Origin of the sequence: Dysgonomonas sp. GY617, assembly GCF_015233815.1 — a bacterium.
In the GTDB taxonomy this organism is placed as follows: Bacteria; Bacteroidota; Bacteroidia; order Bacteroidales; family Dysgonomonadaceae; genus Dysgonomonas_A.
Map to the genome: position 1 here is coordinate 92382 of NZ_JADCLR010000026.1, position 25292 is coordinate 117673.

19 protein-coding genes and 1 pseudogene are annotated in these 25292 nt (G+C 36.8%); 8 read left to right on the top strand and 12 right to left on the bottom strand.

The genetic code is table 11. The features are described from left to right. Positions 1 to 574 precede the first annotated feature (574 nt). Both IR022_RS15130 and IR022_RS15135 read left to right on the top strand, forming a co-directional pair. Positions 575 to 1318, top strand: a complete 744-nt coding sequence (locus tag IR022_RS15130; protein WP_194204367.1) for a hypothetical protein — start codon at positions 575 to 577, stop codon at positions 1316 to 1318. 6 nt (positions 1319 to 1324) lie between these two features. Beyond that, positions 1325 to 2101, top strand: coding sequence for a hypothetical protein (locus tag IR022_RS15135; RefSeq protein ID WP_194204368.1), 777 nt, complete (start codon positions 1325 to 1327; stop codon positions 2099 to 2101). Between the two features lie 74 nt (positions 2102 to 2175). On the opposite strand, the gene rplI is transcribed toward IR022_RS15135, so the two are convergent. Genes rplI through rpsF form a run of 3 tightly spaced genes read right to left on the bottom strand, consistent with a single transcriptional unit; the run spans position 2176 to position 3259 of the window. After that, the gene (gene rplI / locus IR022_RS15140) at positions 2176 to 2619 is read right to left on the bottom strand and encodes a 50S ribosomal protein L9 (protein ID WP_050709486.1); all 444 of its coding nucleotides are present in this window, start codon (positions 2617 to 2619) and stop codon (positions 2176 to 2178) included. A 23-nt stretch (positions 2620 to 2642) separates the two neighbouring features. After that, positions 2643 to 2912 (bottom strand): 30S ribosomal protein S18, encoded by a 270-nt coding sequence (rpsR, locus tag IR022_RS15145; RefSeq protein ID WP_194204381.1) that lies wholly within the window; start codon positions 2910 to 2912, stop codon positions 2643 to 2645. Beyond that, positions 2912 to 3259: a 30S ribosomal protein S6 gene (gene rpsF, locus IR022_RS15150; protein WP_050709488.1), complete on the bottom strand. Its 348-nt coding sequence runs from the start codon at positions 3257 to 3259 to the stop codon at positions 2912 to 2914. The genes rpsR and rpsF overlap by 1 nt, the downstream gene beginning before the upstream one ends. A gap of 164 nt (positions 3260 to 3423) precedes the next feature. On the opposite strand from rpsF, the gene IR022_RS15155 reads away from it, so the two are divergent. Continuing rightward, positions 3424 to 3888 (top strand): MarR family winged helix-turn-helix transcriptional regulator, encoded by a 465-nt coding sequence (locus tag IR022_RS15155; protein ID WP_050709489.1) that lies wholly within the window; start codon positions 3424 to 3426, stop codon positions 3886 to 3888. Between the two features lie 87 nt (positions 3889 to 3975). Here the strand turns inward: IR022_RS15155 and trxA are convergent, their stop codons facing one another. Together trxA and IR022_RS15165 are read right to left on the bottom strand one after the other, a co-directional pair. Further along, a complete protein-coding gene (gene trxA, locus IR022_RS15160; RefSeq protein WP_082204110.1) occupies positions 3976 to 4362 on the bottom strand; it encodes a thioredoxin in 387 nt (128 codons plus the stop codon). A gap of 109 nt (positions 4363 to 4471) precedes the next feature. Further along, on the bottom strand, positions 4472 to 5005 hold the full coding sequence (locus tag IR022_RS15165) for an RNA polymerase sigma factor (RefSeq protein WP_050709490.1): 534 nt from the start codon (positions 5003 to 5005) through the stop codon (positions 4472 to 4474). 361 nt (positions 5006 to 5366) lie between these two features. Between IR022_RS15165 and htpG the strand changes: the two genes are divergently transcribed. From htpG to IR022_RS15190, 5 genes are all read left to right on the top strand, one after another. Next, positions 5367 to 7268, top strand: a complete 1902-nt coding sequence (gene htpG / locus IR022_RS15170) for a molecular chaperone HtpG (protein WP_194204369.1) — start codon at positions 5367 to 5369, stop codon at positions 7266 to 7268. A gap of 546 nt (positions 7269 to 7814) precedes the next feature. Continuing rightward, positions 7815 to 9833, top strand: coding sequence for a protein-disulfide reductase DsbD family protein (locus IR022_RS15175; protein ID WP_194204370.1), 2019 nt, complete (start codon positions 7815 to 7817; stop codon positions 9831 to 9833). Between the two features lie 71 nt (positions 9834 to 9904). Next, positions 9905 to 10690 (top strand): nucleoside triphosphate pyrophosphohydrolase, encoded by a 786-nt coding sequence (gene mazG, locus IR022_RS15180; RefSeq protein ID WP_050709493.1) that lies wholly within the window; start codon positions 9905 to 9907, stop codon positions 10688 to 10690. Positions 10691 to 10794: 104 nt separating this feature from the next. Continuing rightward, entirely contained in the window at positions 10795 to 11289 is a 495-nt protein-coding gene (locus IR022_RS15185; protein ID WP_194204371.1) for a dihydrofolate reductase, read from the top strand. A gap of 414 nt (positions 11290 to 11703) precedes the next feature. Continuing rightward, positions 11704 to 13152, top strand: a complete 1449-nt coding sequence (locus tag IR022_RS15190) for a hypothetical protein (RefSeq protein ID WP_194204372.1) — start codon at positions 11704 to 11706, stop codon at positions 13150 to 13152. A gap of 46 nt (positions 13153 to 13198) precedes the next feature. Here the strand turns inward: IR022_RS15190 and IR022_RS15195 are convergent, their stop codons facing one another. From IR022_RS15195 to IR022_RS15230, 7 genes and pseudogenes are all read right to left on the bottom strand, one after another. Next, positions 13199 to 14434 carry a DUF5009 domain-containing protein gene (locus IR022_RS15195; protein ID WP_199330320.1) on the bottom strand — a complete coding sequence of 412 codons (1236 nt, stop codon included), beginning with the start codon at positions 14432 to 14434 and terminating at the stop codon, positions 13199 to 13201. Between the two features lie 42 nt (positions 14435 to 14476). Further along, the gene (locus IR022_RS15200; RefSeq protein WP_050709497.1) at positions 14477 to 15289 is read right to left on the bottom strand and encodes a ThuA domain-containing protein; all 813 of its coding nucleotides are present in this window, start codon (positions 15287 to 15289) and stop codon (positions 14477 to 14479) included. A gap of 21 nt (positions 15290 to 15310) precedes the next feature. Continuing rightward, positions 15311 to 17108: pseudogene (locus IR022_RS20095) on the bottom strand (glycosyl hydrolase family 18 protein). Positions 17109 to 17244: 136 nt separating this feature from the next. After that, the gene (locus IR022_RS15215; protein WP_194204375.1) at positions 17245 to 19458 is read right to left on the bottom strand and encodes a glycoside hydrolase family 3 C-terminal domain-containing protein; all 2214 of its coding nucleotides are present in this window, start codon (positions 19456 to 19458) and stop codon (positions 17245 to 17247) included. 59 nt (positions 19459 to 19517) lie between these two features. After that, positions 19518 to 20774: a glycoside hydrolase family 5 protein gene (locus IR022_RS15220; protein ID WP_194204376.1), complete on the bottom strand. Its 1257-nt coding sequence runs from the start codon at positions 20772 to 20774 to the stop codon at positions 19518 to 19520. A gap of 38 nt (positions 20775 to 20812) precedes the next feature. Continuing rightward, the gene (locus IR022_RS15225) at positions 20813 to 23131 is read right to left on the bottom strand and encodes an alginate lyase family protein (RefSeq protein WP_194204377.1); all 2319 of its coding nucleotides are present in this window, start codon (positions 23129 to 23131) and stop codon (positions 20813 to 20815) included. Positions 23132 to 23291: 160 nt separating this feature from the next. Next, on the bottom strand, positions 23292 to 25292 hold the full coding sequence (locus IR022_RS15230) for a RagB/SusD family nutrient uptake outer membrane protein (RefSeq protein ID WP_194204378.1): 2001 nt from the start codon (positions 25290 to 25292) through the stop codon (positions 23292 to 23294).

A 25292-nucleotide genomic window follows, 5' to 3' on the forward strand; every position in this document is an offset into this window, starting at 1 on the left:
ACCTTAAATGTTTTCGTTATCACAAAAGTACGACTTCTTTTTTGATTCTTTAGAAGCCTGAGCTAATAAAACAGTAACAGAACTACATAGAATACATTTTTAAGAGAAAAGGCTTGATTTCAAAAACATTTCCTATATTTGCCTCTGTAAAATAACTCTTTAAGTAAAAAAAGTGTATCATTTAACAAACATATCAGGCAATAACAATCTAAATTTTAACCATTTAGATTTGGCTATTCATGCTGAAATATTAGAGAGAGAGAGAGAGAGAGAGAGAGAGACTAACTAGCAGCCATGTTACTTATAGAAATATCTTAGGCGGAACTTTCCGTCTTTTCTTGTTCCTATTCTCCAAAAGACGAGAATTTCACAAGATACAACATTCCCCTAATAAATACAATTATAGTTTTGCCTATACACTTGTCCGTATAACTGATTTGTTTTTTTGTTGTCGTTCAAAATCAATTATAACTAGAGTTTATATACAGCACAACTATGTCCCGCAGTGGCGTGTAGAGATTACATGCCACTGCTTTTCATTTTTAAATCACACTAATTATTAATGATAACAACAATGAAGAAAAGCATTCTATTATTCATGGGACTATTTTCCATTGGGTTACTGCAAGCCCAAGTCGGAATAAACACCCGAACCCCACAAAACATATTCCATATCGATGCACAAAACAACACCAGTGGCAACCTCAACACGAGCGACGACATCTCAGTAGACAAGTCTGGAAATATGGGAGTAGGAACAACAACCCCACAAAGGAAGCTGGAAATAATAAGTTCCACAGCAGGGGCTATTCGAATAGCAGACACAAGTCAGGGCACCACAAAGGTGCTCACTAGCAGCTCAAACGGATCTGCCACTTGGGTAAATATCATTGGAAGCTGGAATGCCTCTCTCACTGGGGGAAACCTCGCTTACACTACTGCACTAGGCACCAGAAAAATCAACTTCACAGGTGGAACTATATCCAAGCCTGGCACCGGAAGTATAAACATTACTAACGGAAGCATAACAGTTCCCTATGCAGGCACTTATAGACTTACATTATTTGGGACATCCTTAATGAATCGCGGTAATGGATATTTTATTGCCGGATATTACAATGTTAGAAAAAATGGATCATCTCTATGGGGCCCACATTCATTGGGATCAACCCTAATATCCAGCTCCCCATACGTCAGCTACTACTCATTTACATACCTTAATCAAAATGATGTGTTGGACATTTATAGTATGGAAAACACTGTAGGCTTCGCGAATGGCGTATCTAATTTAACCCTCTTTATAGAATTTGTAAAATAAAAAGACATGACTAAACTAACATCTACATTTATTATATTGTTATTCTGCAATATATGCGCTGCCCAAATTGGGATAAACACAGAAAACCCCAAAGCTTTACTCCATATTGATGGAGCTTCAACCTCAGCTACAACAAACCCATCAACAGGCAGCATTACAGCTGCTCAAACTGTCGATGACATAGTTGTAACAAATCAAGGAAACATAGGTATAGGAACTCTCAGTCCTGTTACGAAAGTGGATATTATTAGCCAATCCGCAGGAGGAGCTATAAGAATAGTGGATACCACGGAAGGTGTAGGAAAAATGCTCGTTTCGGACGCAAACGGAGTAGGCACTTGGGCATCCGTTATTGGTTCTTGGCATGCTCTATTAACCGGCAATTGGACTGTAACATATCAAACGACAACCACAATCCGACAATTAACCGGCTTCAGCAGCAGCTCTATCTCCAGCGCTCTACAAGGAAGCGTTAATATGTCTACTGGAACTATACAAGTTCCATACACAGGCAAATACAGAGTCACCATCGCAGGACACTGGGGTACAAACAGAGTCGGAAACAACCCCTATTTAGTAGCACCACACATATATGCAAATGGAGTTTCAATATGGAATGGCACCATTGTTGGATACAGCAATGGTTGGGGAATAAGTCCTACTTTTGTATCGATACTTAACCTCACAGCGGGAAGCAACATTACAGTACGCACCAACGAAACTGCTGCAAACAATGCAAACATGGTAGATCAATGCTCTCTCATCATTGAGTTCATACAATAAACTCATAATCTCACAACACAAAAGAGGCTGACCCTTATAGGATCAGCCTCTTCTTATTTTGTATCTAGAATTTCTTATTCAGAAACTACTTCGAAAGGAATTTCTACAGACACTTCTTTGTGAAGTTTAAGTAGAGCTTTATAAGAACCAACTTCTTTTACAGCTTCTTTTATAACGATTACCTTACGGTCTACATTATAACCTTTCTTTTCCAAAGCCTCAGCTATTTGGATATTAGTAACAGATCCGAAGATTGTTCCTGTTGAACTTGTTTTTGCACCGATAGATAGAGTTACTCCTTCAAGTTTCGCAGCAATTTCTTGAGCGTCTTGTTTGATTTTCTCTAATTTATGAGCACGTTGCTTCAAGTTTTCAGCCAACATCTTCTTAGCAGATACTGTCGCCATTACCGCTTTTCCTTGTGGCAAAAGGTAGTTACGTCCATAACCATCTTTTACAGTTACTACGTCATCTTTGTAACCAAGATTGGCAACGTCTTCTTTTAATATAACTTGCATATCTTTTTTCCTCCTTTTTTTAATTATTTCATCATATCAGTTACGTAAGGAAGCAATGCCAAGTGACGAGATCTCTTAACAGCTTGTGCTATACGACGTTGAAACTTCAACGATGTTCCAGTAATACGACGAGGTAAAATTTCACCTTGCTCGTTTAAGAATTTTTTCAAGAATTCAGGATCTTTGTAATCGATATACTTGATACCATTCTTTTTGAAACGACAGTATTTCTTCTTTTTGACATCAACTGAAGGAGGAGTCAAATATCTGATTTCTGATTGTTGTGCCATGATTAATTTTCTTTTTTAGTTGATGATTTAAGATTTCTTCTTTTTTCAGCATACTGATGAGCGTACTTATCCTGACGGAAAGTTAAGAAACGAATAACTTTTTCGTCACGACGAAATTGTAGTTCTAACTTAGCAATAACCGAAGGGTCTGCATCAAACTCAACAAATGCGTAAAATCCTGTAGATTTCTTTTGAATAGGATAAGCTAATTTTTTTAGCCCCCAATTCTCCTCACTAACAATCGTAGCACCTTCCTCAGTCAGAATGCCTTTGAATTTTTCTACCGCTTCCTTCATCTGAACGTCAGACAAAACGGGAGTCAAAATGAAAACGGTTTCGTAATGATTCATAAATAATTTAATATAAACTTGTTAAACAATAAAGTTTTTCGAGCCGCAAAGGTAAGATAATATGCTCTAAAAACAAAATATGAAGTTAAATATTTTATCTAATCTAAAGATATTATACCTTTGCGAATACCTAGAAGTAATTTAATTGAGTAATAAGTTAAGATATGGATCACGAAAGCGAAAATAGCGAACTAATAGAACTAGAGTATATCTTTCCTATAATCAATGGAAAAGTTTCGATGGCTATTAATCGGAAAATGTATCGTAATTTCAGAAAGCACGGTTTAGATATTACTCCCGAGCAATGGACAGTACTTTCTTTCTTGTGGCGTCAGGATGGCGTTTCACAGCAAACCCTTTGTGATGCAACATTCAAAGACAAGCCGAGCATGACCCGATTAGTAGACAACCTCACTAAACTTGAATTAGTTGAACGCCGCTCAACCCCTACCGACCGTAGATCTAACCAAATCTATCTAACAGAAAAAGGAGCAAGTATAAAAGAGAAAGCCAACGAAGCAGTAAACGAAACCATGCAATACGCCTTTGCTGGAATAGATCAAGAGGGACTTAACCAAGCACGGTCCATTTTAAAAATAGTATTCAACAATATACAAGAATCTTTATAGGCCCTATGCAGCAATAACAGATACGACATAAAACAAAAAGAGAGGATAATGCAAATTACCTCTCTTTTTGTTTTCTTCACCTTACTTTCACTTATAACTATTTAAAACCTTAAGTAATTCATCCTTCGTATATACACCTACTAATCGTTGCATCTCCTTACCATCCTTATAAATAAACATAGTAGGGATAGTCGAAACTCCTTTAGCTCGCGCAACAGCTTTATAATCATCAACATTTAGCTTACCAACCTTCACATCTGTTTCTTCTGCAACTTGCTTTAAAACAGGTTCCATTTTACGACAAGGACCACACCAAACTGCCCAATAATCAACCAGCACAAGTCCTTTTGATACTTCCTCATCATACGACTTAGAAGTAAGAGTAACTATTTTGTTTTTTGTATCTTTTTTATCTTGAGCCACAATAACTAGAGAAAATACAAACAAGAGAGATAATACAATACTTTTTTTCATTTCATTCAACTGATTTATATTGAGTAAAAAGAGTCACATTGATTACTCAAATGCGACTCTCATGTTATGGTCTAAAGAAAATAATTATTCTTAGCTATAAGAATTTAACTTATTCTCTGTCTTGAAATTTATAATCTTTCAACATTTCCTGTAATCTCTTTCGAGCAAAGAAGATACGACTCTTAACAGTTCCGATGGGTAAAGTCAGAGTTTGAGCGATTTCTTCGTATTTGTAACCTGAAACGTGCATAGTAAATGGTACTTTATATTCGTCAGAGAAACTGTTAATTGATTTTGTTATCTCTGCAATAGTATATGCACCCTCCGGGGTATCAAATCCCGAATCTTGTGGCAAATTAAGATGATATAGATTTTCTGTTTGATCTACAACTGTTTGCGTACGAACGATTCTTCTGTAGTTATTTACAAATATGTTATGCATAATTGTAAACACCCATCCTTTGAAGTTTACGTTTTCATAATACTTTTCTTTATTATCTAAAGCACGAAGAGTTGTTTCTTGCAGCAAATCCTTAGCTTCTTCTCTGTTTGTTGTTAGAGTCAAAGCAAAATTCATCATATTGTTTTGAAGTGCGATTAGTTTGCCTTCGAAGCCATTTGCGTTGTTTTCATCATTTTTCATAACCTTATCTTTTCTAGTGTTAAAGAAAGAACAATCCTTTATATTATAATAAAATACTTGGATAATCCTACACCACAAATATACAATCTTTTTACACGTTTAAAAATAAAATAAAGTTTTTTTCATTCAACAAATGTTAACCCCACTCACACAAGCAACACAACTAACTGTATATCAACAACAATTACGGTGACACAATAAAGATAAAGTTAGTTAAATAAGGCATAAACTTAATCTATCAACAAATTTGGAAAATAGAAATTAATCATAAACATTTGACAAAATGACAGTCTTTTCGAGTATGGCATCCTTTTTGGTTTAACCTTCGAGAGAATCATAACAAAATATAAAATATAACATCATGGAAGAAAGAAAAGGTCATATTGGGGTTACCACAGACAACATATTCCCCATTATCAAGAAATTTTTGTACAGCGATCACGAAATCTTTTTAAGAGAGCTCGTTTCTAACGCAGTAGACGCCACACAAAAGCTTAAAACACTATCATCTTTAGGTGAATTTAAAGGTGAGTTGGGAGATACAGCAGTAAGAGTATTATTAGATAAAGAAAATGGTACAATTACCATCTCTGACCGAGGTATAGGTATGACAGAAGAGGAGATCAATAAATACATCAATCAGATTGCTCTATCTTCAGCCAACGAATTTTTAGATAAGTATAAAAATGATGCCAATGCAATCATAGGTCACTTCGGACTAGGTTTCTATTCAGCATTCATGGTTTCTAAACAAGTTGAAATTGTGACTCTTTCTCACAAAGAAGGTTCTGAAGCTGTAAAATGGAGCTGTGATGGTACTCCTGAGTTCACCATAAGCAAAGCTGACAAAACCGAAAGAGGTACAGATATTATATTATATATAGACGACGAAAATAAGAACTTCCTTGAACAAGGCGAAATAGATAAGTTACTTAAAAAGTATTGTCGTTTCTTACCTGTACCTATTGTATTTGGTAAGAAAACTGAATGGAAGGATGGAAAATCGGCAGAAACAGAGGAAGACAATGTTATTAATGACACAACTCCTTTGTGGACTCACAAGCCTGCTGACTTAAAAGACGAAGATTACAAGAAATTTTATCAGGACTTGTACCCTTTTACTGATGAACCCTTGTTCTGGATACATCTTAATGTAGATTACCCGTTCAAACTGACAGGAGTACTTTATTTCCCTAAATTGAAGAGTAATGTAGATCCTCACAAGAATAAGATACAGCTATATTCTAATCAGGTATTTATTACTGATTCGGTAGAAGGTATCGTTCCTGAATTCCTTACATTGATGCATGGAGTTATAGACTCTCCGGATATTCCTCTGAATGTTTCGAGATCTTACCTTCAAAGCGACCACAATGTGAAGAAAATTTCGTCACACATTACTAAAAAGGTAGCCGATCGCCTAGAAGATATATTCAAAAATGACCGCCCTCAGTTCGAAGAGAAATGGGATGATCTTAAAGTATTCATCGAATATGGTATGCTTACCGATGAGAAATTCTACGATCGTGCTCAGAAATTCTGCTTATTGAAGAATACTGATGGTAACATCTTCACATTCGAAGAATACAAAACTCTTATTTCAGGAAATCAAACAGACAAAGAAGGCACGCTGATCTATCTGTACACAAACAACAGAGAGGAGCAATACTCATATATTAATGCAGCAAAAGATCATGGTTACGATGTTCTTTTACTTGACGGACAACTAGACGTGCATTTAGCAGGAATGCTGGAAAGCAAATTTGAGAAGAGCCGCTTTGTACGTGTTGACAGTGATATAGTTGACAATCTGATTAAGAAAGAAGACATTGCTGATGCAGACTTGACTGATAAACAAAAAGAAGAATTGAATGAGACTTTCAAATCTCAATTACCTAAAATAGAAAAAGTAGAATTTACGTTCGATTATAAACCATTGAACGAAAACATTCAACCAATTCAGATTACACAAAACGAGTATACTCGTCGTATGAAAGAAATGGCTGCTATGCAAACAGGAATGTCGTTCTACGGAGAAATGCCCGACAATTTTACAATGGTTATAAACACCAATCACCCATTAGTAAAACAAATTATTACTGATGTAGATGGTAAAGATGCCGAAGCTGTTGGTAAATATGCCTCAGAAAATCCTATTATCAAGCAATTGGTCGACTTGGCACTACTTTCAAACAACATGTTGAAGGGTGAGAGCCTAAGCAATTTCATTAAACGCAGTACTGAACTGATTGCTGGTAAATAAGGTCACAGACCTTTTTTAATACTGAGTTACATATTATAAGAAATAGGATACTCTATAATAATGAAAGCTGGTCGAGTATATCGATCAGCTTTTTTTATATATCATCATTCAGACTAATAAGTAATTCAATAATACTCTTTTATCTATAAATCAAAATAAGGTATTATATGACAAACCATAATACAAATGAGAATAAAGGAGCAAAAACAAAAGTTCCTCTCTCACCACCAACAAGAAAATAAAACACTCACAAACAAACAATTAACAAAACAAACAGAGATACAAACAATGTGTACTTTAGAATTGGATAGTAGACATAAGCATCTCTTTTTTTGAATAACTATACCCAATACAATAAAAGAAAGAAACAATAAACACAAAGACATTGTTTGAAATACTTGTGCTATACATTTTCTCAAAAAAATACAAATAACAAGGAGGATATCTTAATCAATATAAAAATTGATAAACGGGGAATCATCCTATACACATTTTGTTAACTTTGTACCTCTTAATTTTAAACAAAAAAGTAGATAGATAAAACATATGAAAAAAGGAATATTAGTTCTAGTATTTATATTGTCTTTCTTTTCGGGAAAGCTATTAGCAGATGGACCTGTGTCCTGGAAAATGAGTATAGCAGATAAAGGCAATGGCGAAATAGAATTAGTAGCCAACGCAACTGTTGCCCCAGGATGGCACCTGTACGATACACAAATACCCGATGGAGGACCTTTCCCTACATCAATATCTATTGATGAAATAAAGGGAGCCGTAGCAGTGGGCACATTCCACGCTGTGAACTCTAGATTACATAAAGATTTTGATAAAGTCTTTGAAATGGAAATTGGCTACTATGAAAAGACAGCCACTTTCGTTCAGAAATTCAAAATAACTGACAAAAGTAAATTTGTACTAAAAGGAGATATCAGAGCACAAGCTTGTAACGATAGAGAGTGTACACCTCCTATCCCTATTGATTTTAGCTTTACTTCGGGAAATTTACCTGCAAGTGTAATAGTATCAACTGATGCTAAAGATGTTCAAGCAACTACATCTGAATCAACAGATACTATCACCACAGCAAACACCGACAGTATTTCGCAAGCTCAAACAACAGACTCTCAAAACAGCGATCTTTGGACACCTGTTATAGAAGAGGTTAAAGCTTTTGGTGCAGCAGGTGATACTTCTAACAGATCGCTTCTGTATATTTTCGGTGCTGGATTTATCGGAGGGCTTATTGCCTTAATGACTCCTTGCGTATGGCCTATGATACCTATGACTGTAAGTTTCTTCTTGAAAAGAAATAAGAAAAACAGAGGCAAGGCTATTAAAGATGCCATTATATATGGTCTGTCTATTATCGTAATATATGTATTGCTAGGATTATTAGTTACCGCAATATTTGGAGCTAGTGCCTTGAATGACTTGTCTACAAGTGCATTATTCAACCTCATATTCTTTGGATTACTTGTATTCTTTGCAATATCGTTTCTCGGTGCATTCGAGCTGGTGCTACCTGCCTCTTGGACTAACAAGATAGATAGCAAAGCCGATTCTACAACGGGAATCATTAGTATATTCTTCATGGCATTTACACTTGCCTTAGTATCATTCTCTTGTACCGGGCCTATCATCGGAACATTACTTGTTGATGCTGCCAGTTCGGGCGATGTTATAGCACCTGCAGTAGGTATGTTTGCATTTGCATTTGCATTATCCATACCATTTGCCTTGTTTGCTATTTTTCCTTCTTTACTAGAGAGCATGCCTAAATCGGGAGGATGGCTCAACTCGGTTAAAGTAGTTTTAGGATTCCTTGAACTTGCTTTAGCTCTTAAATTTCTATCGGTTGCAGATCTTGCCTACAAATGGGGGATTCTCGATCGTGAAGTATTCTTAGTATTATGGATCATCATTTTCGCATTGCTAGGTTTATACCTATTAGGCAAACTGAAATTTGCACACGATAGCGATCTCAAATATGTATCTGTACCCAGATTATTCATGGCAATTATATCGCTTTCTTTTGCCCTTTATCTTGTTCCGGGACTTTGGGGAGCACCACTAAAATCTGTAAGTGCATTTGCCCCACCATTGTTCACACAAGATTTCAATCTGTATGACGGAGCCGTTCATGCTAAGTTTGACGATTATGAGGCTGGAATGGAATACGCTAAGAAAAACAACAAACCTGTTATGATTGACTTCTCAGGATTCGGTTGTGTTAATTGCCGTAAAATGGAAGCATCGGTTTGGACAGATCCTCGTGTAAAACATTCTTTGGAAAACGACTATGTATTGATTACATTGATGGTGGATGACAAAGAAAAACTACCCGAAGTGATAGAGGTTCAGGAAAATGGTAAAACCACTAAACTGAAAACCATCGGCGACAAATGGAGTTATTTGCAAAGACATAAATTTGGAACTAATTCTCAACCTTACTATGTATTGCTTGACAATGCAGGTACGCCTATCGGTCCATCTTATGCATACGACGAAGATGTAGATAAATACTTAAACTTCTTGAAAATAGGAGTTGACAATTATAAAAAATAAGGTCATAAACCTTTTACAATAATTTAAAATAGCAGATCCAGAATCTGCTATTTTCTTTCATAAACATTACGATGAATACAAGAGAGCAAAAAATGGAAGCTTTTGGACGTTTACTAGACATTATGGATGAGTTGCGTGTAAAATGCCCTTGGGATGTGAAACAGACAAACGAAAGTCTCAGAACAAATACAATAGAAGAAACCTACGAATTGTGCGAGGCAATCATTAAAGATGATAATCAGGAGATTAAAAAAGAACTGGGCGATGTTCTGCTTCATATTGTCTTCTACTCTAAAATAGGTGAAGAGAAAGGCGAATTTGATGTTGCCGACGTATGTAATTCTCTTTGTGATAAACTTATTTACCGCCATCCACACGTATTTGGAGATGATGCTGCTAAAACAGCAGGCGAAGTTGAGCAATCGTGGGAGCAATTGAAGCTGAAAGAAAAAGGAGGTAACAAGACGGTACTCGAAGGAGTTCCTGCCTCACTACCTTCAATAGCTAAAGCACACCGCATACAAGATAAAGCTCGTAATGCAGGTTTCGATTGGGAACAAAAAGAAGATGTATGGACAAAGGTAAAAGAAGAGATTAACGAATTCGAAACCGAAATAAGCTCTATGGATGCCCATAAAATGGAAGCCGAATTTGGAGACTTATTCTTCAGCCTCATAAATGCAGCCCGTCTATATAAAGTAAATCCTGATAATGCATTGGAGCGTACCAATCAGAAATTTATTTACAGATTCAATCATATAGAGCAGGGAGCCAAAAGGCTAGGCAAGAATCTAAAAGATATGACTCTTGAAGAAATGGATATTCTTTGGAACGAAGCTAAAAACATAGTCCTATAAATAAGGTTGTAGACCTTTTTATTGCTTTAGCTGAGCTAACAACCAGAGACAGTTAGGGTGATAAAATATCGCATTAAATATTTAACATTACTAAATTCCAGATTATGGCTATCATATCTATCATAGTAGCAATAGACGAAAAAAACGCTATTGGGAAAGACAATCAACTACTGTGTCATTTACCTAATGATCTTAAATACTTCAAAAGTGTAACACAAGGTCATACAGTAATTATGGGGAGAAACACTTATGAATCTCTACCCAATGGGGCATTACCCAATCGCAGAAATATAGTATTAAGCCGAAACAAGGATCTACAACTTGATAGATGTGAGGTATCCTCTTCTTTAGAAGATGCGATAGCTTTATGCGATAGCGAAACTGAGGTCTTTATTATAGGAGGGGCAACTGTATATGCCAAAGCCATAGATGTAGCAGACAAGCTTTACATCACTTACATTCACCATCAATTTGAAGGTACTGATGCATTCTTTCCAGAAGTAGATAAGAATAAATGGATAGAAAGTTCACACATTAAAAATGGCGCTGATGAGAAGAACAAATATGCTCATACTTTTGTTGTATACAATAAGATTTAAGAATCAGCAGCATAGCTAAAAAATGAAGGAGGCTATATCAATAATTGATAATTACCTCCTTCTCATAGCATTAAATATATTTCATTAATACACACTAGGTGCATTATTTACACTAACCGACAAAGACACAAACCCGTACAAAAGACAGATTTACCACCTCAAATAAATCATTTTGAACTACAAATATAGAGTTATTAAATCACAAAGTCAAAATAAAATCAAATAAACTATAAAAAAGGAACATCCAGAACTCCTTTTTTATAAAACTATTGCTGTTTCTACATTGTTTTATATTTGTAACGAATAATATTACTCATTAAGGTCTCAGATCTTTTTATTTTTTGGCTAATAAATCCACTGTAAGAAATTATAGCATAAAATATTTAGTATTACTAAATTACTCAAATTCATCCCATGAAATATATAATATACTTATTAATAACACTTTGTGGCTCTACGCTAAACATTCATGCTCAGGGAAATCTAAACAAATCTTGGACAAAACAAAACAGACCACTGAGAAATAAAGTTCTCACATTCTCATTCACTGAGTCTAGAAATGAATTAAGGCATAGCTACCAGCCATGGGATCAAACAAATTACCAGATCAAAGGTGATGTATGGATTACTCCTCAGAGTTTATACAAAAAAGAAAACATGTTTATTAATGGTAAACCTGCTTCATCATTATTACAGTACGATCAAAACACGATGCTATTCTCCCATTATGGAAGCGATACCCTATCAACAGTTACTAAAGACGAGCATCGCAAACAACTATATCAATCAGCGAGATACACTCCTACCCTTTTACTCGAATATTTTTACAATAGAAAAACCAAACTAGAATCGAATACTGATTCTATTTACAACACGTATCTGGAGGTAATAAATGAAGCTCGAATAAGACTCTTTATAAACAAAACTACAGACTTGGTCGATAAAATAGATATACTAGAGAATGATGATTTCTTTGGCAATGTTAATTCGACTTTCGAATATCGTAATTACATAAACCACCAGGCACTATTTATACCGAAAGAGATTTTGATCTCTAAGATAAATGGAAAGTTAAGAGACTCTATTTCTATAAACTCATTCAAAATCGAAAATAAGCTACCTGTATTACTTACAGTTCCTCTCAAATACACTCTCAAAGAAAGTCTCCACGACAATACATCTATAAGCTTAGAGAAATATAACGACCACATCTACTTTTTATATTTAGAACATACCGATAGTAAAAATTTGGTAGTAGAATTTAAAGATTTCTTATTGGTTGCAGAAGCTCCCCTGAATAGTAAAAACGGAGAGATGATTATTAACGAGATAAAGAAAGCGTTCCCTGATAAACCAATTAAGTTTTTTGTTTTTGGACACCACCATCCTCATTATCTCGGAGGTGTAAGACCATTTATACATGAAGGAGCAAATATTCTATCATCAATGGGGGATTTCGATTATCTCACTTATTTGACTAGAAATCCGCGGACGCTTAAGCCTGACAGCTTAGAGTTAGACAGAAAAAGACTCAATGTAAATATTCTAGGAGAAAGCAGGACGATTACCGATGATAATTATTCGATGCAAGTTATCAATATAGGAGAAGACTCACATCACACTAAAGATTATATTATACTCTATTTCCCTAAAGAGAAGATTATTTTTGAAGGGGATTTAGTTTGGATACCTAGCGATGGCAGAGCACCAGGCAAAGTAAGCAACAGACAAAAAGGACTGTATGAAGCCATACGGAAGTTGAATCTCAACGTAGACACTATTTTTCAATCGTGGCCTATCAAAGAGTTCAACTATAAATCTAAAATATCTTTTAGAGAATTAGAAGAGTCAGTTAAGGAATGATTATATGATGGAAAGGAGTCATAAAAACAACTCCCTTCCCAAAGCATTATATCTTTAATTTGATATGTATCTTGCCTAATAAATAAGTACAGCCAATCACCAAGAAAGAAAATACAATAGAGTTGAGTACACCCATCGTACCCACTTTAGCCCATTGGGGTAAACTAATATTTACCAAAGCAAAAATACTATACAAAATATAGGGTATTAAGTAGCAAGTAAGGGTAGCGGTTCCGGCAGGCTCTATAAACTTGAACCAACCAGTAAGATCTTTTTTGTCGAGCCAATATAGAAAGAAATAAGCCCCGACACCAATAGCTAAACAATAAAATACCCAACTAGGTGTCTCGCTGAGTTTCGAGATAATCCAATATTGATGTGAGACAAATCCTGCAATACAAAATAGTAAACTCGCTGCAATCCCTCCAAGAATCCATTGAGAAGGCTTCTCTTTTATTTTTTCGGCATACTTCACTCCTATAACAGAAAGCAACATACCACCCATAGTAAATGCAGGCAGTGCGCCATTACCAACATGTAATATGCTTAATATTTGATTGAAGAAATTACCACTAGGCAAATTTAGAATAGCTATTCCCTCTCTCGTTGTAGAGAGCAATATACAAATGAGAACAAATAGCAACCAAGCACCGAACAGATATTTTAATCTGTCGCGACTAAATAAGTATATGAATGCACACAAAAAATATGTCCAACCAATAAGCCCTAAGATTCCCCACCAACGAGCAGAAAATACACCTTCGTCATTATCCCTAAATATAATTGCCAGAATTAGTAGAATGATCATTCCTAAGATTTTCAAACCTGCGTATAAGTTTCGAACAGACTCTTTCTCCGTCCTTCTATATATATTCCATATAAGGAAAAAGCCTGCAACCATAAGTAAACGGTAAACAGGAAGAGACAAACCTGTGGAAGAAGAAACACCACTTTCGGTATTAACAATAAACACGCCCATGATCAGAAGTGCAGCAGTACGACTAAGTATATGAGCAACTGTACTCACCCCTGTTTCGCCTTTCGAAAAACGTCTTTCGATGGCAAAAGGGATAGACATTCCTACTGAAAACAGAAAACAAGGGAAAACAGTATCTGCCAAGCCCAACATATCTTCGCCTAAAGCAGCATGTCCCAGCCATGCAGGAACATCGCTCACAGTCCATAAGTCGTTCACAAAAATCATCAATAGCATAGTTACTGCCCTAAGCATATCTATTGCATGATTTCGTTGAGAAAAATCATTCACTCCATTTTTTATCATAACCAATTGTTGCTATTATATATAAATAGATCTATGACCTCCTTACTTAAAAGGGTCACCTTTTTTATTCGAACTTAACACCCATTTGAAAGCATTGATGAATAATAGCTTCTGAGTAGCATCAGTAAATTCATCATCACCATGCCCCATATTGAGATATATCATTCTATATTTTTTATTAGTCCACACAATAGGCCAATCGCCATGAGTAACTACATCTTTTATACCTAATGGATAATTGTCTTCCGAAATACTTACTAATACTTCAACATCTTTATTCAACCTCGGACTTGGAAACCATTGATACCATTCGCTCTCAGGAGCAATAAACGAAACGGGTAAATTCTTAGTCACAGCATGAGAGGGATTGTCCATCTCCAATTTTACCGGTTGTGGAGGCCAGTTGTTACAATAGAAAACTCCACCACCCAGAAATTGAACAAACCACGGCCAATTAGTATTCTTGTCGTTATATGCCGACACATGAAATCCCATCCAGCCACCACCATTCTCCATATACTTTTCGAAAGCTGCTCGCTGTTCTTCAGATTCGGGATACCCATTGAGCATAATTACAATATCGTATTCTTTAAGTTTCTCATAAGTATATCCAGAAAAAGTATCGGTTACATCCAATATAAAGCCATCGCCATAGTTGAGTCGCTTAAAAAAACTGAGTCCTTCTTTGGCAAAATCAACATGTGCCTCTTCGGCATTAGTAGTCCAATACACCAAAGCCTTGAATCGTGGCTTAGATGCGTAATTACCGGGATAATTATCTGGAATCTGCGCATGTAAGCATAAGCTCAGAATAAAGAGAGATAAGGTAAGAATAATCACCTTTGTATTTTTCATAATCAATATTTATATCATTATTTATTCAGATGCCCATAACAAGGCATTGCGAAACATAGTCGTGAAGTCTTCGGATGCAAATAGCGAATTGCTATGTCCAATTAGAAAATAAACATTTCGGGCTTTTACTTTTTCGTTGATCCATATTACAGGATGATCGCCCATCTTAATATCCGATTTCGGCTGGTAAGTAGATTCATCCACATGTGCCAATACCTTTACATTACGGCGAGGATTGACTTCGAAAGTATACCACTCATCATTAGGTATCAGAAAAGAATCGTGTACCCCTTTCATAATTGGATGTTCTCTATCCTCCACTCTTACTGTTGCCGAAGCCAGAGGAGCAATGTAGTTTTTAAACTTAATACCTCCCAAGAAGTCAGAAAACCATTGCCATAAAGGATAGCCATCGAATTCGCCCAAAAGAGAAGCATGATGAAAGCCAACCCAGCCTCCTCGTCCATTTTCAATATAGTCAACAAAAGCTGTTTCAGCTTCCTTTGTCCATGTATAGGGTGGAAAATCGAGTTGCAAAAACACTTGGTATTCCGACAAATATTCTTTAGTAATATTCTGAGTATTATTAATCTCGGTAAATTCGAAATTGAGCTCCACACTCTTCTCACTCAACCAACTGAGTGCAGCATCAGTAAAACCTCCATGCTGTCCTCCCCTTTCGGTTAGCACCAATACTTTGAAGGTTTCCTTTTCAGCAGAGCTTCCTTCCGAGGCATTCATCTCAAAAACAGCAAGTAAGCAAATAGACAAAACAATAAAAACAATACGAATATTCATAACCATTTTATTATTTATCCACTACACCCCTATATACAGCCTTACGTAATGTACCATCAGCATCGTCTCCTGCATATTCCCAATACATAGCACCTCGTAACCCCATCTCTTTAATATAATTGCATTTGAGTTTTATCGACTGCTCATTTTCATATCCACAGATAAAAGCTCCCGCACTATCCGAAATATAAGGAGCTTGGGCTTGTACATCCCATTGCCTGATATAATTGTCGTCTAGTTTTATTATTTTCTTATAGTCTATAAAGTCTGCAAAATCTTTTGTGCCACGTCCATAAAAAGGAATACCTAACACCAATTGGTCGGGAGACATACCCGCAGCTATATGAGCTTGTACAGCCTCATCTGCCGATTGACGTACATTTTCTGATTTATAGAGGGCTGAATGATGCCAAGGAGCACTACCCATATCATATGACATGATATTAACAAAATCGAGAGACTTACTTACCGATCTGAAATCAATATATTTACCATTAGCAGCAGTGGCTATTGTTAACAATTTGTTATCACCTATGGCAGCCCGAATATCTCTCATCAATAAAGTGAAGTTTTCAGTATCATCGGGAGAGGACGATATACCACCCACACTCGATGTAGGATATTCCCAATCGATATCTATTCCATCGAGTTGGAACTGAGAGACTACACGTTGACAATCTTTAGCAAAAGATTTGCGTTTAGCTTCATCTGCTGCCATTTCGCTAAACCGTCCACTACCCCATCCTCCTATTGAAAGCAGGATATTCAACGACTTATTTTCCTTTTTCATAGCTACTATCTCTTTCAATCGATTTTCATTATCAATTCTGACCCCATCAAAAGTATCGGAGACGTGCCCAAAAGCGTAATTGATATGTGTGATATAGTGAGGATCGGGCATATCTTCTGTCCACGAAGTGACATAAGCAATAACCACTTTAGGTGGATTGGCTTGAAGATACGGACTACTCGAAATATAACATAACAAGCATAAAATAAATAATGTAAAGTGTCTTTTCATGTTCTTTGTGCTTTTGGTTTCAATATAAAGATATATAAAATATAAGTTCGAAGTCTAAAAATTGATAAATGACAACAGGATTCAAGCATAATTTCCTGAATCCTGTCATACTAGTAAATTAAATAAAAAGCGGAAATTATTTCAAACTAAATGAAATCTTACTTTTAATATCGGTTGACGATGCTCCAATCAGAGCCTCAAAATCGCCATTCTCGGCAACCCAATCGTGCTTATCAGCATCAAAAAAGCTCAATGCTTCTTTATCGATGGTAAAGGATACTGTTTTCTCTTCACCCGCTTTTAAGAATACTTTCTCAAATCCCTTCAATTCCTTTACCGGACGTGGTAAAGACGATTTAAGATCGCTAATATACAATTGCACTATTTCGGCACCATCGCGACTACCCGTATTCTTCACGTTTATACTCAGTGTTACTTGGTCGTTTATGCCCATTTCTTTCTTATCACCAGAAACTTTCCCGTAAGCAAAGGTGCTATAACTAAGTCCATGACCAAACGAAAATAAAGGTTTTATCTTTTCTTTATCAGCCCAACGGTATCCCACAAAAATGCCTTCTCGGTAAGTAACCTCATTGTCTACTCCTGGATATTCTTTCAGCGCATGAGCTCCATTATCCTCCAGTTTCACCGGAAAAGTAAAAGGTAATTTACCCGATGGATTAACGTCTCCCACAAGTACCGAAGCAATAGCATTGCCTGCTTCTGTACCCAAATACCATACCTGAACAATAGATGCCACTTCATTCACCCAAGGCATGGCAACCGCATTGCCCGAAACATTTACGACTACTATATTTTTGTTCACTTTAGCCAGTTCTGAGATTATTTTGTCTTGTTCGTAAGGCAAGCCTAACCCCAGACGATCATCTCCTTCGCTATCTTGGTGTTTATTTTTGTTTAACCCACCAACAAACAAAACAATATCTGCTTCTTTAGCCGCACTTAAAGCCTCATCCAATAGTTCTTGAAAACTACGATTATCGAAAGTATCTCCAGCACTTAATCCATCTTGCTTCTGTCCTTTTTCGCCTACATAACCTCTGGCATAGATAACTTCGGCTTGAGAACCTACTCTGGCTTTGATACCATCTAAAGGAGATATTTCATATTTCGCTTTTAACGAAGAACTTCCACCTCCTACAGTCATCGCTTTTATAGCATTTTCGCCTATTATGGCTATCTTTTTTGTTTTACTCAAATCGATAGGAAGTACATTATTTTTGTTTTGCAACAACACAATACCCTCTTCAGCAATTTTCTTTCCAGCCAAAGCATGCTCCTGAGTTCCGAAAGAACCCGAAGGGCGATTTGCACTCATATTGGTACGAAAAACCATACGCAGAATATTGCGAACCTTTTTGTCGACTTCTTCTTCCTTCACCTCTCCCGATTTTAATAGCTTGAGAAAGGGTTGAGCCAAATAATAATTATCATAAGCATTACTAGCTCCTTCACTAAGTCCATTAGTCCATGTTCCAAACTCCATATCAAGCCCATGATAGATAGCTTCTTTGGTATTTGACACACCACCCCAGTCTGAAACTACAACTCCATCGAATTTCCATTCATCTCTCAGAATATCATTCAAAAGATACTGATTATGACATGCCCATTGTCCTTTGTATTTGTTATATGCTCCCATTATCGCCCATGCTTTACCCTCTTGCACAGCGGCTTTGAAAGCAGGCAGATAAATTTCGTACAATGTACGATCATCTACATTAACATTCACAGTATGACGATCTACCTCCTGATTATTCAGAGCAAAGTGTTTTACACAAGCCGCAACACCATTCGATTGAACTCCCTGTATATAAGGCACAACCATTTTAGATGCCAAAAACGGGTCTTCACCCATATATTCGAAGTTACGACCATTGAGTGGCGTACGATAGATATTAACACCGGGAGCTAATAGTATATTCTTGTTACGATAGCGAGCTTCTTCACCTATTACCTTTCCATAAAGTGCTGACATCTCAGGACTCCATGTTGCAGCTAAACAAGTGAGTGCCGGAAAGGCGATACAAGAATCGTTAGTCCATCCTGCTTGATTCCACTGATCCCAAAACACTTCGGCTCTTATTCCGTGTGGTCCATCGGATGTCCAATTCTCAGGAATACCCAATCGGGGAACTCCTGCCGAACTAAACTTAGATTGTGCATGACACATCGCAACCTTTTCTTCTAAAGTCATGCGAGACAGTGCATCTTCTACTCTTTTCTCTATATCGGCATTCGGGTCAAGATATACAGGCCTCTGCTGTGCTAGCAATGAACAGCAGAGCAGTAGTGCACCTGCCAATATTGTGCTTTTGATTATCTTCATCGTCTATATATATTTAAGGTTATTAACTGTTTAACTGCATAATATCCGATTTACAAATATTATTCAGGCTTCAAACCCAATGCTTTGATGTAATCTTTTTGAATTACGTTATTTTTGAATTTACTGTTTTCAACAAACCCTTGCATTGCTTTCCACGACTCATTCTGATCAGGACGAGCATCACGAATCTCTTTGTATGTGCCACGCACTGCTTCCGAAAAAGCCACAACCTTATCCCATCCGGCAGGAGGAGTAATACCCACAAACGACGATCCATCGATTTTCTTGTAAGGCCAGAATGTCCAACCAATATTGTTTTCTTCCATTACCTTGCAGAATGATGCCATCCACTCGTTGGTATTATGACCTATCTCGCCCATATACATAGGTAGATTAACACTGTCTCTGAATTGAATTATAGATTGGATAGCTTCTTTGGTAGGCTCTCCACCATAACGATGGCAGGTATACATAATCTTATCATCGAATTTAGAATCTGTAAAAGGCTTGAAGTTCCCATTCCATTGCGAACCGCCCAACAAAATAATGTGATTGGTGTCTACTGTACGAATTGCAGCAACCGCTTTTTTGTATAGAGGCTCCAATTTTGCATTCAACTCTTCCATATTAGGAAAGTAAGGAGCAATAGGCTCATTAACCAATTCGTATCCTAAAATGATTGGCTCGTTTTTGTAATAATCGGCAATACGAGTCCATATTTCAAAAAACTGTTTTTGTGATGCTTCACTCTCTAACAGCCAAGGATAACCGAAACTATCGTCAATATTATCACCGGTTTGTCCTCCGGGAGCATCGTGCATATCAAGAATCAAATACAAATTGGTTTTCTTACACCAGCTAATTAGCGTATCTATACGGGCAAACCCATCTTGCTGACCTGTGATACCCATATAATCTTCATCGGTAAATAACTTGTAATGAAACGGTAAACGGATAGTATTTGCTCCGGTAGATGCTATAAACTCAATATCATCTAATGTGATATAATTATTCTTGAATTCTGTCCAAAACTCTTTAGCCAAATCAGGTCCAACAAGTTCACTAAACATCTGATTCATTCGTCCTGGAGAATTGGTCTTGTTAAAACCAAACATATATCCCTCAGGATTCATCCAATTACCCAGATTGGTTCCTTTTATAAACAATTTCTCACCATTAGGCATTATCAGATCCTGTCCGCTCACCCTTACAAAAGCTTCGGCAGGTAAGTCTTGCTTTGTGGCTTCAGTTTTACAACTCACAAAGAGTATTGCAAACAACACGCAACAACAAAAATTAAGGCTAATTCTCTTCATTTAATTTTAGGTATTATGGTTTTACTTAAAAGATTTCATTACAAAGCGAGATTATTTCTTCTCAATAATGCCTCCAGAAAATAATAGTCAGCATAATTAATCGGCACATCTATTTCGCTGTTTCCAGGAAGATGCCCTGTTGAGTGTAATAATAAGAAGCCTTGGGTTGAGTTCTCCTCAGCTCGGTATTTCTCAATTAAACTCGCCAGCATTTGATCAGCCCAAGCTATATATTGTTCTTTATTTTGGGGACTATATCCTGCTAATTCATACAATGCAGATGCAATTATACATGCTGCCGAAGCATCTTTAGGAGCATTAGGTATTGAAGGATCATTAAAATCCCAAAAGGGAACCATATCAGCAGGTAAAGTAGGATTAGTGAAAACGAAGTGAGTGACACCTTTAGCTTGATCCAAAAATTCGGAATCTTGCGTATAACGATACGACATTACATAACCATACAAAGCCCATGCCTGGCCTCTTGCCCATGCTGAAGGATCGGAATACCCCTGAAAAGTTTGTTTCTTAATAGCCTCACCACTAATGGTATCGTAGTCAATAACGTGATAAGAAGAGAAGTCGTCTCTGAAATGATTCTTCAATGTGGTTTTTGCATGAGCAATTGCTATGTTGCTATATGTAGGATCATTAGTCAATTTAGATGCTTCGAATAATAATTCCAAGTTCATCATATTATCTATAATCACCGGATATTGCCATACCTGACGATTCCAATCCCATGAACGAATAGCGCCCACCTTACTATTGAAGCGTTTCGATAATGTTTTTGCCGATTGAATCACCACCTCTCTGTAATCATTATTATTAGTCAGTTTGTATCCATTACCAAAAGAGTTATACATTTTAAAGCCAACATCGTGCGATGTATTGTCGTATTTCTCTTCTTCTATCAACATACTGAATTTATCAGCCTCATTTTTCCATTTCGGGTCATTTGTATATTGATATACAAACCACAACGAACCGGGAAAGAACCCCGAACACCAATCACGAGGGTTTACCATGTGCAAACTTCCATCTTTATTGATAGAACGAGGTATTATCTGATTGCCTTTAACCGAAAGCATAGCTTCATCTACACACTTAAGAGCATAATCGAACTGTGTTGTTGTAAAATCAAACATCGCTTTAATTGGATCTTCTCCTCCATAGAGCAATAGATTTCTGTCCGATAGATTCAATTGCTTATATTTATTATATAATTGCAAATAATCTTTTCGAGAAGGATCGCTCGACGCAATACGATAAAGATCGTTGCACAAATTAGCCTTTGAATCTTCCCATCCACTTATCTGCTGATAAGGCCACACAGATACTTCTTTACCTAAAAATGAAGCTAAATAATCTACTGCACCATAAATACTTCTTCCGTCAGCAGATACTGCACTATATAAATCTCTATTTACTTTTTTAGCAGTGGCTGCCAAATCTATCATATGACTTAGGTTATACTGCGAATAATGAAATGCTAAGGTTCTCCACAACTCATTCGGCTGTTTTCCATCAGGTTCTATCTGAGTGAAAATTCTTTTGGCAGGAAATGCATCTATAACCTTTTCTGCTTCTTTGTTCTTTCCTGCAAAAAGCAAATAAGTAGCCAATTGAGCATCGTATGCTGTACTATGATTATTTTTCGCTGAATCTTCTTTTTTACCCTGTGGACTTGTTTGCAACCATTTAGCAAAAGTGGCAAACCACAACTTCAACCCTTCCTCATCTTGAGAGGTATAAGCTGATGATCCCTTAAGCAATTCTACACTGCTCAACATCGACACAAAAGAATAAGAATCTATTAACCCTTCGGGACGCCCTTTGGAGCCATCTCTTCCGGGTATAAACTGAGAATAATTAAGATTAGGATTCATTTTTGTGTCCTTATTCAAGAACCAAGTACGAAGCAATTTTACTGCTTTATCGGCATAACGCTGGTCGTCGCTATAAAAATAAGCCAGAGATAGTGTATTGACTGCCGAACACATTTCACCTAAACGATTACGGTCATACTTATCCAAATCGGGGTTCGATTGTCCATCTTTAAACACATACGGCAAATTGTCTTGCGCATCAGGATTAGGCCACCAATAGCGGCTCAAGCTTACATAATCGTGTTTATTACCACTTGGAGGTAATATCTCCTTGAATGTTACAGAATATACGCCGCCTTGCAATTCTTTTTCTGCCTGATGGAGTATATTTTGATAAGCATTTGCATAAGTGAATGTATGCTTGTTACTCTTTATTTCGTTCAGTTTATTAATATCCCATAGCCATTGTGCATATATTGGCGAAAAGGAAATAAACAAGACAAGTATCAGTATAGATATTTTTTTCATAGATCAATCAACAACGTTTCCAACTAAAAAAGATTTAAGGTTTTGAAGCCTTAGATCTTTTCCTTTTTTTCTATTCTGTATATCTTGATTGGATAAAGATTCTTTACTTTTAGTTCTCTACCCAATCAAGATTGACAGATTTAATTTAGTTTCTAATTTATTATTTCAGTGCACCTTCATTGGCAACTGTCGGCCATCCCGGATTTTGATAAATAGGAGATGTAGATATCGTTTGACCATCATTTGCCGTTAACAAGAAATGCTTGATAGCAATAGGCGACAAGTAGTGTGCCTCCGTAAAAAACAATCCTTTATAATACAAATTGGCTGTTGATACCTGATAAGGACGAGTGTATAAACTCAACGTTGGAGACGACACTGTATTCTTCTTGTCATCAACTCCATAAATCAGTTTAGACTGATCGTATTTATCCTTCATCGGACCCCACAATTTGCAACCTTCTATTTGAAAACCGTTCAACTGATCCATTGCTCTCCAACGAAGCAGGTCATCGTAGCGTACACCTTCTCCGATAAACTCACATCTGCGTTCACGTCTGATATTATACAGAGTTCTATCTATCATTTTTCCGTGAGAATATACACCCCAGTCGTTCAACATCTCTTTGTTGAGATCGGTAGCTGCAATAGTTTTAGAATAATCGGCATCTACACCTGCACGTGTACGAATAGCACGCCAATAGCTATCGGCTTTACTATCAAGTTTACCATTTCTCTCATAATAAGCTTCCATATAAATAAGATAAGCTTCGGCTGCTCTAAAAATAATGGGAGCAGTAGCATCTTTATTCAATTCTTGATTCTTGAAGTCGTGAGAGAAACCTTTTCCGATCAAATAACCGGTAGATGTAGAATATTTCACATCATTAGAATAGATCATTGGAGCCTGATCAAACTTCTCAATATTGATGGTATTGATAAAGGTTTTTACTTCACCCGGTGCTTTCATAAATAATTTCCAACGCCAGTCTCTGTTTACTTTCGTGTCCTGAATATAATCGTCGCCTGCATAGTTACTGCCCGAAGCATATACAGGAAGACCATTTTCCATTAGAAACGACTGTTCCATCTGATGAGTATAACCCCGTGCATAGCCGTAGTAGATATGGTGATTGTAATCTGAACCGACATTAATATCTGCATTGTAAGGGCGATACATCAACACCTCACCATACGAACTCGGATTGGTAGACGAGAACATATCGTAATATTGATTCACTGCCTGAGATGTAGACTCTCTAAGTACTTTGTTGTTTGTAACCAAAGGAATAGCATCTGCTACCTGCCCTGCCGCACTTATTGCTTGATCTAAGAAGAACTTAATCTCGGCATCAGCACTACCACTAGGGAACTGATAGCCTTTGTTATAATCTTTATCAGCTCCCGGCCATCCGCTACCCAGAGGTACTAATGGTGTTCCTGCATGATATTTTTCCCAAGTACCTTCGAATAAGGCAACTCTTGCCTTCATCACCAAAGCCGCATTTTTAGTAATACGTACTTTACCGCCTACAGGACTATTATTTAGTAATTCAATCGCTTTATCTAAATCGCTCAATATAAATCGGGCTACTTCATTACGTGGTCTACGTTTCGATATTTCAACCAAGATACTTTGATCATCGGGATAAGTTTTATCCAGAATAGGAAAGTCTCCCAACTTACGTAATCGGTAATAATACTGATAAGCCCGAAGGAAATACCCCTCACCAATATAATGCTTGATATTAGTAGCATCGCCCGATATTTTACCAGCTTCAAAATTTGCCACTGCATTCTCCAAATAATAATTGAGTGGGTAGATACGTCCGAAATCCCAGTCACCATCATTCGCAGGAGTTTTCCACTGACCCGGTAAATAACGATTGTTCGATTCACGGGTTGTTGCATTATCGGTTCCCATATCTGCTCCATACAGTGCATTTATTGTAGGGAAATAGCTATCTGCCGATTCGCCCGGTCCGTTGAGGTAATATCTAATAGTATAGGCTGCCAATTGACTCTCTTCTAACAAATACTTTTCGGGAGATACAGACGATGGCGGTGTTATATCCAAATAGTCATTACAACTGAGCAATGCCATGAAGGAGCAACCCAACAATATTCTCTTTGTAGTTTTTATATATTTATTATTTTTCAT